12 protein-coding genes, 3 tRNA genes and 1 pseudogene are annotated in these 15,642 nt (G+C 61.8%); 11 read left to right on the top strand and 5 right to left on the bottom strand.

From position 1 onward, the window contains the following. The 3 genes from G113_RS13045 to G113_RS13035 form a co-directional block, all read left to right on the top strand. Nucleotides 1-814: aconitase family protein (locus G113_RS13045; protein ID WP_005903677.1), on the top strand; the 814-nt coding region annotated here is incomplete at its 5' end. Nucleotides 815-1,083: 269 nt separating this feature from the next. Next, on the top strand, nt 1,084-2,661 hold the full coding sequence (locus G113_RS13040) for an EAL domain-containing protein (RefSeq protein WP_005903675.1): 1,578 nt from the start codon (nt 1,084-1,086) through the stop codon (nt 2,659-2,661). A 128-nt stretch (nt 2,662-2,789) separates the two neighbouring features. Then, complete coding sequence (locus G113_RS13035) at nt 2,790-4,367, top strand: EAL domain-containing protein (RefSeq protein ID WP_005903672.1); 1,578 nt, start codon at nt 2,790-2,792, stop codon at nt 4,365-4,367. A 99-nt stretch (nt 4,368-4,466) separates the two neighbouring features. Here the strand turns inward: G113_RS13035 and G113_RS13030 are convergent, their stop codons facing one another. Then, nucleotides 4,467-5,216: a 3-oxoacyl-ACP reductase family protein gene (locus G113_RS13030; protein ID WP_005903670.1), complete on the bottom strand. Its 750-nt coding sequence runs from the start codon at nt 5,214-5,216 to the stop codon at nt 4,467-4,469. A 172-nt stretch (nt 5,217-5,388) separates the two neighbouring features. Between G113_RS13030 and G113_RS13025 the strand changes: the two genes are divergently transcribed. From G113_RS13025 to mdtD, 4 genes are all read left to right on the top strand, one after another. After that, a complete protein-coding gene (locus G113_RS13025; RefSeq protein WP_005903669.1) occupies nt 5,389-6,318 on the top strand; it encodes a LysR family transcriptional regulator in 930 nt (309 codons plus the stop codon). A gap of 150 nt (nt 6,319-6,468) precedes the next feature. Further along, nucleotides 6,469-7,881 carry a D-arabinono-1,4-lactone oxidase gene (locus G113_RS13020; RefSeq protein ID WP_005903668.1) on the top strand — a complete coding sequence of 471 codons (1,413 nt, stop codon included), beginning with the start codon at nt 6,469-6,471 and terminating at the stop codon, nt 7,879-7,881. Further along, nucleotides 7,874-9,001, top strand: coding sequence for a CobW family GTP-binding protein (locus tag G113_RS13015; protein ID WP_005903667.1), 1,128 nt, complete (start codon nt 7,874-7,876; stop codon nt 8,999-9,001). Before G113_RS13020 ends, G113_RS13015 begins: the two co-directional genes overlap by 8 nt. Nucleotides 9,002-9,271: 270 nt before the next feature. Further along, complete coding sequence (mdtD, locus tag G113_RS13010; RefSeq protein ID WP_005903666.1) at nt 9,272-10,672, top strand: multidrug transporter subunit MdtD; 1,401 nt, start codon at nt 9,272-9,274, stop codon at nt 10,670-10,672. 83 nt (nt 10,673-10,755) lie between these two features. Here the strand turns inward: mdtD and G113_RS13005 are convergent, their stop codons facing one another. The 4 genes from G113_RS13005 to folB form a co-directional block, all read right to left on the bottom strand. After that, nucleotides 10,756-12,528 carry a methyl-accepting chemotaxis protein gene (locus G113_RS13005; protein WP_005903665.1) on the bottom strand — a complete coding sequence of 591 codons (1,773 nt, stop codon included), beginning with the start codon at nt 12,526-12,528 and terminating at the stop codon, nt 10,756-10,758. A gap of 156 nt (nt 12,529-12,684) precedes the next feature. Beyond that, the gene (locus tag G113_RS13000; protein WP_005903663.1) at nt 12,685-13,239 is read right to left on the bottom strand and encodes a YbaK/EbsC family protein; all 555 of its coding nucleotides are present in this window, start codon (nt 13,237-13,239) and stop codon (nt 12,685-12,687) included. Nucleotides 13,240-13,374: 135 nt separating this feature from the next. Beyond that, nucleotides 13,375-13,881: a 2-amino-4-hydroxy-6-hydroxymethyldihydropteridine diphosphokinase gene (gene folK / locus G113_RS12995; protein ID WP_005903661.1), complete on the bottom strand. Its 507-nt coding sequence runs from the start codon at nt 13,879-13,881 to the stop codon at nt 13,375-13,377. A 40-nt stretch (nt 13,882-13,921) separates the two neighbouring features. Then, nucleotides 13,922-14,293, bottom strand: coding sequence for a dihydroneopterin aldolase (gene folB / locus G113_RS12990; RefSeq protein WP_005903658.1), 372 nt, complete (start codon nt 14,291-14,293; stop codon nt 13,922-13,924). Between the two features lie 154 nt (nt 14,294-14,447). On the opposite strand from folB, the pseudogene plsY reads away from it, so the two are divergent. The 4 genes and pseudogenes from plsY (at nt 14,448) to G113_RS12970 (ending at nt 15,554) form a co-directional block, all read left to right on the top strand. Then, nucleotides 14,448-15,119: pseudogene (gene plsY, locus G113_RS12985) on the top strand (glycerol-3-phosphate 1-O-acyltransferase PlsY). A 47-nt stretch (nt 15,120-15,166) separates the two neighbouring features. Next, nucleotides 15,167-15,242, top strand: a tRNA-Phe gene (locus tag G113_RS12980). Nucleotides 15,243-15,395: 153 nt separating this feature from the next. Then, nucleotides 15,396-15,470 (top strand) — tRNA-OTHER (locus G113_RS12975). An 8-nt stretch (nt 15,471-15,478) separates the two neighbouring features. After that, nucleotides 15,479-15,554: transfer RNA gene (locus G113_RS12970), tRNA-Asn, on the top strand. Nucleotides 15,555-15,642: the final 88 nt, after the last annotated feature.

The raw sequence follows: 15,642 nt of genomic DNA, 5'->3' as shown, positions 1-15,642 counted from the left end.
GGCCGATGCCAGTGCCGAACGCTCCGCCGCCGGTTGCACCATCAAGCTGGATCAGGCGCCGATCGCCGAGTACCTCAAGTCCAACATCGTCATGCTGAAATGGATGCTCTCCGAAGGCTACGGCGATGTGCGCACCATCACCCGTCGTATCAAGGGAATGAAAGAGTGGCTGGCCAATCCGGTGCTGATGGAAGCGGACAAGGATGCCGAGTACGCCGAAATCATCGAGATCGATCTGGCTACCATCAAGGAGCCTATCCTCTGTGCGCCTAACGATCCGGACGATGCCCGTCTGCTGAGCGACGTGGCTGGCGACAAGATTGACGAGGTGTTCATCGGTTCCTGCATGACCAACATCGGTCACTTCCGTGCCGCCGGCAAGCTGCTGGACAAGTACCAGGGCTCACTGCCGACCCGGATGTGGATAGCGCCGCCGACCAAGATGGACCGCGACCAGCTGACCGAAGAGGGCTACTACGGCATCTTCGGCCGGGTCGGTGCGCGCATCGAGATCCCGGGCTGCTCCCTGTGCATGGGGAACCAGGCACGGGTTGCGGAAGGAGCCTCGGTGGTCTCTACCTCCACCCGCAACTTCCCGAACCGTCTGGGCAAGGGTGCCAACGTCTATCTGGCGTCTGCCGAGCTGGCCGCCGTTGCGGCTATCCTGGGCAAGATCCCGACCGTGGCCGAGTACCTGCAGTACGCCAAGACCTTGGATGCCACTGCGGCTGATACCTATCGTTACCTCAACTTCAATGAGATCGCCTCCTACACCCAGAAGGCCGATGCGGTGATTTTGCAGCAAGCGGTATAAGGGAGTAGGCGCCGAACCGGCGCCAGTACTCTGATAAAAAGCCCCGGTCGATGCCGGGGCTTTTTCGTCTGTGCACCGGATGGGAATCCGGTGACCTGAGTTGCGAATACCATTGAACAAAAAATGATCTAGACCATGAAAATCGTCGCCGGGCCGCAGTATCATCTGCCGCCTCTGGACTGTGGCAAGGGAGGCGCGCAGTTTACCGTTAGAAGAAAGGGCGACGCCACGAAGGCCGCCATCCTCTCATGCCATGGGTATACCACCTTATGTTCCTGTTCGGGTTCGATATATCAAGACCTGCCTGGCGCCTTCTGAGCGCCGTCCTGGTCTTCGCCCTGCCCATGTCGGTGGGGCTGCAGGAGCTGCATGCCAACTATCTACGTACGCTTGATCGGCAGTCTGAACGGGCCGCGACCCAGGCCGTGCAGTTGATGGAGGGGATGCTTGACCATGTCGAAGAGGCCAACCGCAAGGTAGCCCACCTGGTCAATCACCCCTGCCAGTCCACCCTCCTCACTCTGCGCAAGCAGGTGGCGCTGGTGCCCTTCGTGCGCAGCCTCAACCTGGTCGATGGCCATGGAGTCTACTGCAACTCGGTGATGGGCAAGGTGCAGTGGCACGATGAGCCAGGTGCCTACAGTGAAGGTCTCTTGCGTCTGCTGCCGGGTCATGCGGAACTGAGCAGCCAACCCATGCTTGCGATACGCACCGAGAGCGGGCACGGCGCCGTCCTCAGCACCATCGACAGGGAGTATCTGAAGATGATACTGACCCTGAGTGCGCCCCACGGCGGCGAAGTACTACTCCAGGTTGGGGAAGAGTGGTTGGATCACCTGGGGCAGCTGATGGGCAAGGAGCCCAGCTTGCCAGCCCTGGCTCCCCATAGCGTCCAGTCGAGGCGCTACCCCCTCTCCATCTACGCCGGCCTGGCGCTGCCTTCCAGCTGGTATTCGCTCTGGCAGGTCAGGCACCTGACCATCTTGATGCTGCTGGGCTTCTCCCTGATCATCTCGCTGCTGGTGTGGTGGCTGCTGGGGCGGCCTCGCTCCATGGAGGGGGAGCTGAAACGGGCGTTGCGGGCCCGGGAGTTCGTGCCCTACCTGCAACCCCTGGTGGCAAGCGACGGTGGCAAGCTGATGGGGGCCGAAGTGCTGATGCGCTGGCAACACCCCACCTGCGGACTTATCCGCCCCGACCTGTTTATTCCTCAGGCGGAGGAGTGCGGCGTGATAGTGCCCATGACGGCCCAGCTGATGCAGACGGTAGCCCAGCAATTGGCGAGCTGGCAGGACAAGCTGCCGGACGGCTTTCATATCGGCTTCAACATCAGTGCCGTTCACTGCCGGGACTTCTCCCTGCTGGCGCAGTGCCGCGCCTTTCTGGCCCATTTTATCCCGGGGCGGGTGGTATTGGTGTTGGAGCTGACCGAACGGGAGTTGCTGGTGGCCGATCCCCACACCCTCTCCCTGTTTCGGCAACTGGACGAGATGGGAGTAAAGCTGGCCATCGATGATTTTGGCACCGGCCACTCCAGCCTGGTGTATCTGCAGCAGTTCCGGGTGGATTACCTCAAGATCGACAAGTCCTTCATCGGCCGCATCGGCACCGAGTCGCTGTCCGAGCACATAGTGGACAACGTCATCGACCTTGGCAGCCGGCTCGGCGTGGCCCTGATCGCCGAAGGGGTCGAGACCCGCCAGCAGGCTGACTACCTCAGGGGCAAGGTGGCCTATCTGCAGGGCTATCTGCTGGGTCGCCCGGTGCCGCTGCCCCGGTTCTGCGGGGAGTTGAGATCCTCGGCGCCGCCGACACCGTGCGGGGTCGAGCTTGCACCCTGTCCCTGAGGCGGCATGCCGCACGCCATCGGCTGGCGACCTGAGCGGGCATCATGAATGCTCGTCTTTTGAGCGATTAGGGTCCGGTTCAGCGGGGGGTTGCTAGAATGGCGCCTCTTTCATGAGCGGGATCCACTATGCGCTATTTCTCCGGTGTCGATACGGTCAGGCCCAGAGTGCTGATCACCTTGCTGGTGTTCGCGTTGCCCATGCTGTTCGGCAGCTGGGCGCTGCTGGTTCGTTATCGGGCCGATCTGCAGTGGGAGTCGAGACAGGCTGCGACCCATACCCTGGGATTGATGGAGACCATGCTGGCCCATGCCGAGGAGGCCAATGGCCAGGCATTGCCGTTTCTGGGCAAACCCTGCGCCACGGCGATGCCGACCCTCAGGGCGCTGGTCGCCATGGTGCCTTTCGTGCGTTCGGTCAACCTGAGTGAGGGGAACCGCGTCTATTGCACCTCCCAGTTTGGCCTGCGGGAGATCCCCTATACCGCCGATCAGTACAGCCAGGGTCATCTGAGATTGATGGCGGGAAATCTGGTACGGCAACAGCATCCCATCCTCTCGGTGCGAGCCGTCTCGCCACAGGGGGCCGTCATGACCCTGATCGATGGCGATTACCTCAACTTCATGCTGAATCTCAACCAGAGAGCCATGCCCGTCATGCTCAGGGTTGGTGATTGCTGGCTCGATGATGAGGGCCACTTTTTCGCCGCCGAGCCCCCCCTGGCGAGCCAGGATCATGTGCGGATCCAGTCGGCCGCCTACCCCCTCTCCATCTATGCTGGCTACGCCTCCTCTCCTACGCTCATGGGGTTGTGGCAGCATCACGGCTTCGGGCTTTGGCTGTTGTCGGGCTTCAGCGCCGGCTTTGCCTGCATCATGTGGTGGCTGCTGGGTCGGCCCCGCTCGCCGATCCACGAGCTTGCTCGTGCCTTGCAGGCCAGGGAGTTTGTTCCCTTCCTGCAACCTCTGGTGGCAAGTGACAGCGAGCAACTGGTGGGAGCCGAGGTATTGATGCGTTGGCAGCATCCTGATGCGGGACTGATCCGTCCGGATCTATTCATTCCCCAGGCGGAGGCCAGCGGCCTGATCGTACCCATGACCGACCTCATCATGACGGAGGTGGGGGAGGTGCTGGCCGCCAGGCAGGCATGCTTGCCGGATGGCTTCCACATCAGCTTCAACATCAGTGCGGCCCATTGCCGCGATGACCGCCTGCTGCGTGAGTGTCGTGCTTTCCTTGCGCGCTTCACGCCAGGCAAGGTGGTGTTGGTGCTTGAGCTGACCGAGCGGGATCTGCTGGTGGCGGATCCCCATACCCTCTCCCTGTTCCGTCAACTGGACGCACTGGGTGTGCAACTGGCCATGGATGACTTTGGCACCGGGCACTCCAGCCTGGTCTACCTGCAGCAGTTCCATGTGGACATGCTCAAGATCGACAAGTCCTTCATCGGTCGCATCGGCACCGAATCGCTGTCCGAACACATAGTCGACAACGTGATCGATCTCGGCGGTCGGCTTGGTCTGGCGTTGGTCGCCGAGGGGATCGAAACCCGGTCGCAGGCCGATTATCTCAAGGGCAAGGTGACTTACTTGCAGGGCTATCTGTTTGGTCGTCCTGTGCCGGTACGGCAATTTTGTGATGAGCGTTTGACGGGGAATTCCGTGTCAGCCATCGATGCCGAAGGGACGCTCCTTGCGCCGGCCTGAGCCGAACCGGTGGCGACCAGGGCATGACTGTATTGCTGTCTGCCTGATGACAAGCCCCGGCGAGTGCCGGGGCTTTCTTTTGTGTCGTCAAACAGAGGGTCAGGCGGAGAAACCACCGTCAATGGTCAGGCTGGCCCCCGTGATATAGCCTGCTTCGGGGCCAGCCAGATAGGCGACGAAGCTGGCGATCTCCTCATCCTTGCCGTAGCGTGCCAGGGCCATCAGGCCCTTGAGCTGTTCCGCCGACTCGCCGTCAGCCGGGTTCATGTCGGTATCGACCGGGCCTGGTTGCACGTTGTTCACCGTGATGCCCCGCGGGCCCAGATCCCGGGCCATGCCCTTGGTCAAACCGATCAGGGCCGACTTGCTCATGGCGTAGATTGAACCACCCGCGACGGGGATGCGGTCTGCGTTGGTACTGCCGATGTTGATGATGCGCCCTCCGTTCTCCATGTGGTGCGCGGCCTCCTGACTGGCCACGAACACGCTGCGAATGTTGACCGCCAGGGTACGATCGAGGGCATCCAGAGTCAGATCCTCAATGTTGCCCCACACCAGTACCCCGGCATTGTTGACCAGGATGTCCAGTCGACCGAAGGTGGTGACGGCCTGGCGTATGGCTTGCTGAACGGCCACGGCATCTGCGCTGTCGGCACGGATGGCCAGCGCCTTGCCGCCTGCGGCGGTGATGGCCGCGGCTATCTCGTCCGCCTTGCCGGCCGAAGAGACGTAGGTGAAGGCTACGGCGGCGCCGTCACGGGCGAGGCGTTTGACAATGGCGGCACCAATGCCGCGCGAACCGCCCTGTACGAAGGCAACCTGTCCACTGAGTGATTTGACGGTCAACATCTGATATCTCCTGTCTGAAAATGAAGTCATGTCTGAGCGAGTTGGGAACTAGAGCCCATTCAGCCAGGAAGCAAAAGTGGCGTTGAATGAACCTGTGAACAATATGATTGATTCCTTGAGATTGATTAAGTGGCTATTATTACAATCTCTATTTCCCTGAAGGACTGAATAGATGGCCACACAAGATCCCTTTCTGAGTGTCAGGCACTTTGTCGCCGTGGCGCAGTCGGGCAGCTTTACCACGGCGGCGCTGGCACTGGGGCTGACCGGTTCGGCGCTGAGCAAAAGCATAGTGCGCCTGGAGGCGCGACTGGGGGTCAAGCTGCTGCACAGAACCACCCGTCGGGTCAGTCTGACCCTGGAGGGAGAGGCGTATCTGGCCAGTTGCCTCCAGGCTACCCGGGTGCTGGAGGAGGCGGAAAGCAGCTTCTCATCGGGGCAACGAAACCCGTCGGGTCGGGTCCGCATCGATCTTCCCGCCGCGTTTGGCCGTCGGCATGTGCTGCCACTCCTGCTGGATTTGGCTAGTCGCCATCCGCAGCTGGATCTGTCGGTGACCTTCAACGAGCGCAAGGTTGATCTTATTCAGGCCAACATCGATCTGGTGGTGCGGATTGGCGCGCTGGAGGATCAGGCCGACCTCGTTGCGCGTCGTCTGGGGGAGCAGAAGCTGGTCATCTGCGGGGCGCCCTCCTATCTGGCCCTGCGCGGGGTGCCCCTGACCCCGGATGAGTTGTCACGGCACGACTGCATCATCGATTGGCGATCTGGCTATCGTCATCGTTGGCTACTCAACAATGGCGCGGGCCAGACCGAGGCGTACGACATACAGGTGCGCCATGAAATGGGAGATGGTGAGGCGGTACGGGCCGCGGCCCTGGCTGGCCTTGGCCTGGTTCAGGTGCCGACCTGGCTGGTCAGCGAGCAATTGGCCTCGGGCGCCCTGATCCCCGTGCTTATTGATCAGTCCGGTGGCGAGATGCCGATCAATGTCATCTGGGCCCGCAGCCAGCACATGCAGCTCAAGCTGCGCGTCGTGGTCGATGCCTTGCTGCTGGCGGCGCAAGAGAGTGGCAGTGGTTTCCGGGCTGACGGAAAGTAGAGGAGGCCTGTCTGGTTCGGCGGGCTCCGGCTGACAGGGAAAGTAGCGCTCAAGCTAAGACCTCGCCGTGCATAGGGGCTTGTTTTTCATGCCTTGTGGTTCACTTTTCGGTAGAATCACCGCTCATTTTGAAGTCAGATGAGGCGCGGTATGACGGTCCAGTTCCAGGCATTTCACAGCATCAAGGCGATTGATAATCGGGAGGTGCTGTTCAACTGGTCCAGAACCAATCCCCTCGGCGCCCTGGATCAGGTGTGGCGCCCGAAAAACCGCGACGAACTGCAGCGACTGCTGCGCGAACAGCCCGGCCGCAAGATCCGGCTGATTGGCTCAGGCCTCTCCTTTGAACCCATCCACAGCGTCTATGCCGAAGGCAATCAGGCGCTGCTGGTGGATCTCTGCCAAATGACCGGCCAGCTCGGGGTGACGGAAGAGAGCGTCACCTATCATGCTGCGACCCCGCTGGATGCCCTGTATGCCGATCTCATCGCCATGGATCGCATGCTGCCGGCATCCCCCGGGGTGATCGGCATCCAGACCCTGGGCGGCGCGCTCAGTACGGGCACCCATGGTCAGGGGCTGCATCAGGCGGCCCTGTGCGATGCCGTGCTGGCCCTGCGCATCATGCTGGCTGATGGCGAGATCCGCACCATTGACCGCGCACATCCCGAATTTGGCGCCTTCGTCATGGGGCTGGGGCTGCTTGGCATACTGCTTGAAGTGACCCTGCGCACCGTGCCAAATCGCATCATGCGCTGCACCAAGTTCACCACCGACTACCCCTTCCTGCTGGAACACAACGAGCGGCTCAATCGCGAGCATGGCTTCGTGAAGAGCTGGTGGTTTGCCTGGACAGGCGAGAGCCATGTCTGGCTGGTGGATCCCGCCTCCGAGGAGGAGGTGGCCCGTTACCGCGCCGCAGGCAGCGAGCCCCTGCTGCTGGAGGACGGCACTGACACTGCCATGAATGCCACCATAGATGCCACCTTGCAGAAGATGGGCAAGGACACCAAGGACGAGTCCCAGGCCGGAGAACACTTCGAGACGGTGCGCCGCTTCAAGGATGCCACGGATCTGGTGGGCAACGTTTATCAGATCCTCTGCAAGGGGATACCTGCGCCCCAGATCAACTGCGAGGTGGCGGTGCCGCTTCATCGCATGCAGGAGGCGCTGGAGATACTGCAGGCATGGCAAGAGGCCAACCCGGGCGTGCTGCACTACCCCTTCATCCTGCGCTGTACCGGGCCTTCCGAGGCTTGGCTCAGCGGCGCCTATCAACAGGATGTATGCTGGATAGGCTTCCTCGTCTACCTGGCGGCGGATGGCACCTTTGTGGGCGGCTCCATGGAGCAGATGCGCGAACTGCAACAGCTGCTGGTGCCGCTCGGCGGCATTCCGCATTTTGGCAAGCATCTGGCAATGGATCTCTACGACTTTCCGGCCCTGTTGCCGCGCTGGCATGAGTTCATGGCGCTCAAGGCCGAACTGGATCCCCAGAGCCGTTTCGAGAACCGCTGGCTGGGCCAGCTGTTTGCCCCGGCAGCAGGAGAGAGCCATGACTGACAATCAGGACACCCGTATTCCCGTGACCCTGCTGACCGGCTTTCTCGGCAGCGGCAAGACCACGTTGCTCAACCACTGGGTCAAGCAGCCCGAGCTCGGCGAGTGCGCCGTGCTCATCAACGAGTTCGGCTCGGTCGGGCTGGATCACCATCTGGTGCAGCAGATAGACGAGCAGGTGGTGCTGCTCGATTCCGGCTGCATCTGCTGCTCGGTGCAGGGCTCTCTGGTGGAGGCGTTGCAGGGGCTGTTCATGAAGGCCATCCAGCGCAAGATCAAGCCGTTCAAGCGGCTCATCATCGAGACCACTGGCCTGGCCGACCCCGCTCCCGTGCTGTTCACCCTGACCGAGGAGGGGTTTATCGCCCAGCGCTACCGCTTCGACGGCACTGTGACTGTGGTGGATGCCGGTCATATCGAGCAGCAGCTGGCCAGCCAGTACGAGGCGGTCAAGCAGGTGGCACTGGCGGATCTGCTGGTGGTCAGCAAGGGCGATCTGGTGGATGGGGAGACCCTGGCGCGTGTCAACGCCCAGCTGGTGGCCCTCAACCCGGCGGCCCCCGTGGAACATGTCACTCAGGGCGCGCTCTCCCCGACTGTGCTGGAGACCCTAGGTGCTTACAACGAAGGGGCGGGACGGGATGTGCGTCGTCTGCTCGCCTGGTTGCGTACCGAGTCTCCCAAGCAGGGGCTGGCCTCGCCGATGCAACCTCGGCTGATGCCAGCCAGCGGCAAGGTAGGTCTGGCGGCGCCGACCCACTTCGAGCATGGCAACATAGAGAGCTTCTCCCTGCGGATCGGTGAGCCCCTCAAACCGGCCCGGTTGCTGGCCGCCATCGAGGCGGTGCAGCTTGCTCACGGGGATGCCCTGCTGCGGCTCAAGGGCATATTGCAGTTGGAGGGGGAGAGCCAGCCCGTGGTGATCCACGGCGTACACGGCCAGCTCTATCCGCTGCAGACCCTGCTCGACTGGCCGGAAGGGCGCGCCCAGTCCAGGTTGGTATTCATCGTCAGGTGCGCCGATAGGGCAGCTATCGAGGCCCTGTTCCTGGGAACCCTCAAGGCCCCCGAACCCAGCATGGAGGAGCGGCTGAAGGCTATGCTGGGTTCGCCGGACGCTTAATTCGAGTGAGGGGCAGGATGGTGAGCAGATCCTGGCCCTGTCCTTGGCCGGTCAGCCCCAAGGGAGGCTTATCCGGCTTGCTCGCCACCTGGTTTGCTCCCTGAGCGCGTAGTTGCACGAAGTCGGCCGGAGTGAAGTAGAAGGAGAGCAGGGTCGCCAGGGGGGCTGCATGCCCCTCAGTGAGAGCCCGGCACAGCAGGAGGTCTGGCTGCTCAGTTGCATCGAGCTGTTTCCAAGGGCCTCACCCCCCTCAACCCTGATGGAGATACCATGACGCAGCCACACCCGGAACTCTCAGCAGCCCAACTCAAGTGGCTGCCCTGGCTGACCGCGGTCGGCTTTTTCATGCAGACTCTCGATGGCACCATCCTCAATACCGCGCTGCCCAGCATGGCAGAGACCCTGGGCGAGAGTCCGCTGCAGATGCAGTCCGTGATCATCGCCTACATGCTGACGGTGGCGCTGCTTATCCCGGCCTCCGGCTGGCTGGCAGACAGATTCGGCACCCGCCGTGTCTATCTGTGGGCCATCAGTCTGTTCAGCCTGGGCTCCCTGGCCTGTGCCATGTCCAATACCCTCACCATGCTGGTGGTGGCGCGGGTGCTGCAAGGGGTGGGCGGCGCCCTGTTGATGCCGGTGGGGCGCCTGGCCGTCCTGCGGGCCTTCAGCAAGCGCGAACTGCTCAGGGTGATGTCGTTTGTGACCATACCGGGCCTGGTGGGGCCACTGATAGGCCCGGCTCTGGGAGGCTGGCTGGTGGAGGTGGCGAGCTGGCACTGGGTCTTCCTCATCAACTTGCCGGTGGGGTTGCTGGGTTTCATCGCCAGCTGGCATTACATGCCCGAGATGCGACGGGAGACGCCCAGGTTCGACTGGCGAGGTTTCGTGATGTTCAGCGCCGGCATGGTGCTGGTGTCGGTTGGCTTGCAGGGATTGGGGGAGCACAGCCTCTCCACCGGCTGGTCGTTGCTGCTGCTGATCACCGGGCTGGCGGCCATGGCGAGTTACTGGCTCTATGCCGCCAATGCCGAGCGACCCCTGTTCAGTCTGGCGCTGTTTCAGACCAAGACCTTCGCCATCGGGGTCTGGGGCAACCTGTTCGCCCGCCTGGGCAGCGGCGCCATGCCGTTTCTCACCCCGCTGTTTCTCCAGCTCGGTCTGGGCTATTCGCCGAGCACAGCCGGCATGACCATGATCCCGACCGTGCTTGGCGCCATGTTGACCAAGACCCTGGTCAACCGGCTGATCCCGCGCATCGGCTATCGCCGCATTCTGGTGAGCAATACCCTGTTGCTCGGCGCCCTGATCGCCAGTTTCGGTCTCATCGACAACGATCTGCCCTACTGGGCCCTGCTCATCTGGCTGGGGGTATTTGGTGCCGTCAACTCGTTGCAGTTCTCCGCCATGAACACCCTCACGCTGCAAGACCTGAGCGCCGAGCATGCCAGCAGTGGCAACGGCCTGCTCTCGGTGGTGATGCAGCTCTCCATGAGCCTGGGGGTTGCCATTGCCGCCAGTTTGCTTGGTCTGTTTGCCGCCGCCCAGAGCGAAAACTGGTTGCACGGTTTTCATCTCACCTATCTCAGCATCGGGCTGATGTCGATGCTGGCGGCCATGATCTTCGCCCAGCTGGCCGATGAGCGGGAGGAGAGGCGGGACGGCGCGGACTGAAAGGCTCCCTCTGTCTGGTACCCCGTGACGGGGCGCCGAAACGAACAAGGGCGGCCCATGGCCGCCCTTGTTGCGTGCGGGGATCAGACGTTGAACTGATCGACCGCCTTGTGCAGCAGGCTGGCCTGCTCGGCCACATTCTGGCTGGCGCGACTGTTCTGTTCGGCCTGCACCATGGCCTCGTTGGCGATGTCGCGGATCACCACGGCATTGCGGTTGATCTCGCTGGCCACCGAGCTCTGCTCCTCGACCGCAGTGGCTATCTGGGTGCTCATGTCCATCATCTGGCTCATCTGATGGGTGATGTTGGCAAGCTGCTGGCTCGCCTCGGCGGCGGCTTCGACACTGCGCTCCCCTTGAGTGCGGCACTCGCCGATCAGGCTGACCACGCTGTGGGTGCGGTTTTGCAGCCCGCTGACGATGGTGGCTATCTCGCTGGTGCTCTGCTGGGTGCGCATGGCCAGGTTGCGTACCTCGTCGGCAACCACGGCAAAGCCGCGGCCCTGCTCACCGGCCCGGGCGGCTTCGATGGCAGCGTTGAGGGCCAGCAGGTTGGTCTGCTCGGCGATGGCGCGGATCACCGCCAGCACATTGCCGACCTGCTGGCTCTCTTCGGCCAGCTCTTGCACCACCAGGCTGGAGGCTTCCAGCTTGGCGGAGAGGGAGTGGATCACTGCCATCGTCGTCTCCACGCTCTCCCGGCCCTGCTGGGCACTCAGGTTGGTGGTGCGGGCGCTGTCGGCGGCGCTCTCCGTGTTGCTGGCGATTTCCTGGACAGTGCTCTCCATCTCGGTGGCGGCGGTGGCGACCAGATCGCTCTCTTGCAACTGCTGCTGGGTGCCTTCCCGAGCGGCATTGGCGTTGCGCTGCAGCTGCGCGGTGAGCTGCTCAAGGTCCGTGACCGAAGCAATAACCTGACCTATGACCTGATTGAAGTGCTCCAGCATGGTATCGAAGTCACGGCCCATGGCGCCAAACTCGTCCTTGCTGTTGATGCGGGCGCGCAGGGTGAGGTCGCTGCTGGCGGTGACCCGGCGCATGATGTCGGCCAGCCGCTGCAGGCCGGTCATGACGTCGCGGCCGATGAGCAGATTGAGGCAGAGTGCCACCACAATGCCCAGGGAGCAGAGCAGCCCCATGATCCAGAGGATGCGACTATGGTTGGTCTCGGCCTCCCTGGCCAGATCCTGAGCCAACACTATGCCGGCCTGGCGCATCTGCTCGGCGCTGCGGTTGAGATCGGCGCGCAGCCCCTCTTCGGCACTCAGACCCAGCCGTTGTTCTTCCGCCACCAGGGCGGTGAAGTTCTGACGGTAGCGTTCGAGCAGGGCGGCGAGGGCCGGTTCCGAGGCCAGGGCGGCGGTCAGGGGAGCCAAGTTTTGCTCAAACTTGTCTCTATAACGCAGCTCGCGGCGCAACATGAAGTCTTTCTCGTCCCGGCGCAGTTGCAGCATCAGCAAACTCTCCTGCTCTTGGCCACGGCTTTTGAGCTCCTTCTCGAGGGCATGAATGGCCTCGCGCAGTGCGCCGTAGTAACCGGTCTCCGGGGTGAGGCCGATCTTCTCCTGCTGGGCACGCAGGGCTTCGAATTGGCGGGCATAGTCCTGCAGCAGGCTGGCGAAGGTGAGGATGTCGCCCTGCTGGCGCCCCTCGTGGTGGCTGGCCATGTCGGCGAGCAGGCGGCTGGTTTCATCCCGCAAGGCCGCGAAAGCGGTGGCCGCGGCGGGATCCCTGCGTAGCAGAAACTCTTTCTCTTTCAGGTTCAGGGCGATGAGATCGGCCTCAGCCTGCTTGGTCAGCAACATCTCGGCGCTGCTGCGCGACTCCTGTGCGGAGAAGTAGAACACGACCCCCATGACGATGGCCTGGATCCCGGCACCAGGATGGCGGATAACAAGAGTTTCTGCTTGACGCTCACGGCGACCTCAACGAGCAAATGATGTGCACAGCGTATCGGCGCGTGAAGCTATATCTTGAAGGCAAGATTGGACTTTTATGCTGAACTCGGTAACTCAGGACTCGATGGATTCTGTCACGGCCTTGTCATACAGATAAATAATCTGGCACTCCAGCCGATCCAGCAGGGTGGGCAGGGCATCAGTCGCCAGTTCCATGGTCAACTCGGGCAACCCCGGGGTCCAGGTGAACGAGGCGTGGGTCAGCAGGGCGGGATCAAGTAGCAGGGGGATGTCGGCGCGAGGCAGAAAGGGACACACGGCGCCGGGCAGGCAGCCTGTCTCCTGCTGCATCTGGTCCGGGCCACAGATGGAGGGCTTGGCGCCGAAATGGTCCCGAACGGCTTTGGCATCGAGACGTCCCTCCTTGTGGGTCAGCAAGAGGGCGAAGCGACCATCCTTGAAGCGCAGAAACAGTGTCTTGCTGAACACCCCAAGCCAGCCGAGGCGCGCCTTGACCCGCTCGTCCGTGGCGTAATCGAGTATGGGTTCATGGCGGTATTGCCGATGGGGCAGCTCGGTCAGCAGTTGCAGGTTGAAGGCGTGGATCTGGTGCAGGCGTTCGATATCGGCACTGGCAGTCGCGAGGGTTGTGCTGTGGTCTTGGGACATGATGGGCTCCTGTGTGGTCCCCATAGTGCCCCCTCTGCCCTCGACTGACTAATCAGAACTTCTTATCAGAGATTACCCCCCTCAGACCATAGGTTAGCTGGCGGGCGAGAGGCTGGCCCGCCAGCGCGCCGAGGATCAGGCCAGGGCGTGAGCGGGCATCCAGGCAAAGGGAATGGGCGTGAGTCGCTGGGAGGCTTTGTCGTAGGCTGTCCAGTGCTCGGCCAGCGGGTGGCCCGTCTCGGGATGGAGCAACGCGGGGGCCAGCTCGGCCAAGGGCCAGAGCACGAAGGCGTTAGTCAGTATCTCGCCACGGGGCAGGGCGACGGGCTCCTGACAGACGAGATCCCCATAGAGCAGCAGGTCGAGATCCAGAGTGCGGGGGGCAAACTTTTTGGCATCGGGCTCACGACCGTGAGCAAACTCCATGGCCCTCAGCTGGCGACAGAGCTCGGCCAGCGTCAGCTCTGTCTCGGCGCCGACCACCAGGTTGTAGAAGGGGCGACCGGCAAAGCCGACCGCCTCGCTCTCAAACACCCGGGAAACCTCAAGGGGGCCACACAGTTCGTGCAGGGCATCGAGCCCGGCACGGATATGGTGTTCGCGCGCAATGTTGGAGCCCAGGCTGATGTAGATACGCGTCATAGGGCCTTCCCCCACTGCCCCTGGATGCCAACGCGGATCATCACTGTTCGCTCGCGGCCGGTATGCGATGGCGCAGTATCTCGACCCCCACACCGGCGGCGTTGGGCACGGCGCCAGGCTTGGTCAGCGTCACCTTGACCCACTGCACCCGAAAGTCAGTCAGTATGAGGTGGGCGACCTGCTCGGCCATGGTTTCCACCAGCTCCACTACCTTGCTGCTGGCGTACTCCGACACTTTCTGGGAGAGCGTGGCGTAATCGAGCGCCAGCATGATGTCGTCGCCCGCGGCGGCGGGGCGGTTGTCAAAGCCCATCTCGAGGTCAAAACGGAGCTTCTGGCGGATGCCTTTTTCCCACTCGTATACCCCTATGGTACTCAAAACCTCGAGTCCACGAATAAACACCTTGTCCATGACAGTACTTCTTCTTTACTCTTGATGGGCTGTGAAACAGCGCAGGGATGCTGGCCTGGCAGATCACGTGCCATTGGCGAACGGACCGGGTTAACCGGACCGGAGAATGTGGCCCGCATCATACCCCATTCATATCGTGGTAAAAACGACCAAGATGACGGCCCTGACGATTTTGATGATTATTCTGGCCTATCTGGGCGGATCCTTGTCCAGTGCCGTGCTGGTGTCACGCACCAGCGGCCTGCCGGATCCGCGGGATCATGGTTCCCACAATCCGGGGGCGACCAATGTGCTGCGTCTCGGGGGGCGAGGGGCCGCCCTGCTGGTGTTGCTGCTCGACATGCTCAAGGGCACGGCGCCCGTCTATCTCTCCTGGTTTCTTGGCATCAAGCCCGTCTATCTGGGCTTTATCGGCGTGGCAGCCTGCCTGGGCCACATGTACCCGCTCTTCTTTCACTTTCGTGGTGGCAAGGGGGTCGCCACGGCACTCGGCACCATGCTGCCCATCGGGCTCGACATGGGGGCAATGGTCATAGTGAGCTGGCTGCTGGTCGCCCTGCTCAGTGGTTACTCCTCCCTGGCTTCCATAGTGACCGTGCTGCTGGCACCCCTGTTTGCCTACCTGCTCAAACCTGAATATACGCTGCCGGTCTCACTGCTCTCTTGTCTTATCCTGATCCGCCACCACGAAAATATTGCCCGTCTGCTCAAGGGCGAAGAGCCCAGACTGTGGCGCAGGCGGGGGCAGGATCGGGGTTGAGCCGGGCGAGAAATGCACAAAAGCCCGCTTGTTGTGCAAAAAAGAGACGAACGAGACAAAAAGTAAAATTTCCCGTTGACCACCAAGGGCAAAATCCGTTTAATAGCGGCCACGCCCAGATAGCTCAGTCGGTAGAGCAGGGGATTGAAAATCCCCGTGTCGGCGGTTCGATTCCGTCTCTGGGCACCATATTAGGTGCCTATGAAGTAAAAAATTTGGTTCATGCACAGCAGTTAAAGTGTGCCGGCCTTTAGCCCTTCAGTAGGCCTAGACGCCAACTGAAACTTGTAATACAGTAGTAACAACTACGTTCGATCCGTAGGCCGACACCTATTATAGACTGCCCAGATAGCTCAGTCGGTAGAGCAGGGGATTGAAATCCCCGTGTCGGCGGTTCGATTCCGTCTCTGGGCACCAAGTACAATTCCTCCTTAGTTCAGTCGGTAGAACGGCGGACTGTTAATCCGTATGTCGCTGGTTCAAGTCCAGCAGGAGGAGCCAACACAAAAGCCCAGCAGCAATGCTGGGCTTTTCTTTGCCTGTTTTTACGGCTGACCAGATTTGCATGGCAGGTTCGGTTATTGCGTGT

This window comes from Aeromonas molluscorum 848 (genome assembly GCF_000388115.1).
Taxonomy (GTDB): Bacteria; Pseudomonadota; Gammaproteobacteria; order Enterobacterales; family Aeromonadaceae; genus Aeromonas; species Aeromonas molluscorum.
The sequence above is the reverse complement of the archived record's forward strand: the minus strand, read 5'-3'. Positions and strand labels throughout refer to the sequence as shown.

What these genes read in the sequence shown, in the direction of transcription:
- G113_RS13040 (WP_005903675.1), top strand. Translation starts at nt 1,084, where the DNA reads ATGTTCCTGTTCGGGTTCGATATATCAAGACCTGCCTGGCGCCTTCTG.
- G113_RS13035 (WP_005903672.1), top strand. Translation starts at nt 2,790, where the DNA reads ATGCGCTATTTCTCCGGTGTCGATACGGTCAGGCCCAGAGTGCTGATC.
- G113_RS13030 (WP_005903670.1), bottom strand. Translation starts at nt 5,216, where the DNA reads ATGTTGACCGTCAAATCACTCAGTGGACAGGTTGCCTTCGTACAGGGC.
- G113_RS13025 (WP_005903669.1), top strand. Translation starts at nt 5,389, where the DNA reads ATGGCCACACAAGATCCCTTTCTGAGTGTCAGGCACTTTGTCGCCGTG.
- G113_RS13020 (WP_005903668.1), top strand. Translation starts at nt 6,469, where the DNA reads ATGACGGTCCAGTTCCAGGCATTTCACAGCATCAAGGCGATTGATAAT.
- G113_RS13015 (WP_005903667.1), top strand. Translation starts at nt 7,874, where the DNA reads ATGACTGACAATCAGGACACCCGTATTCCCGTGACCCTGCTGACCGGC.
- mdtD (WP_005903666.1), top strand. Translation starts at nt 9,272, where the DNA reads ATGACGCAGCCACACCCGGAACTCTCAGCAGCCCAACTCAAGTGGCTG.
- G113_RS13005 (WP_005903665.1), bottom strand. Translation starts at nt 12,528, where the DNA reads ATGGGGGTCGTGTTCTACTTCTCCGCACAGGAGTCGCGCAGCAGCGCC.
- G113_RS13000 (WP_005903663.1), bottom strand. Translation starts at nt 13,239, where the DNA reads ATGTCCCAAGACCACAGCACAACCCTCGCGACTGCCAGTGCCGATATC.
- folK (WP_005903661.1), bottom strand. Translation starts at nt 13,881, where the DNA reads ATGACGCGTATCTACATCAGCCTGGGCTCCAACATTGCGCGCGAACAC.
- folB (WP_005903658.1), bottom strand. Translation starts at nt 14,293, where the DNA reads ATGGACAAGGTGTTTATTCGTGGACTCGAGGTTTTGAGTACCATAGGG.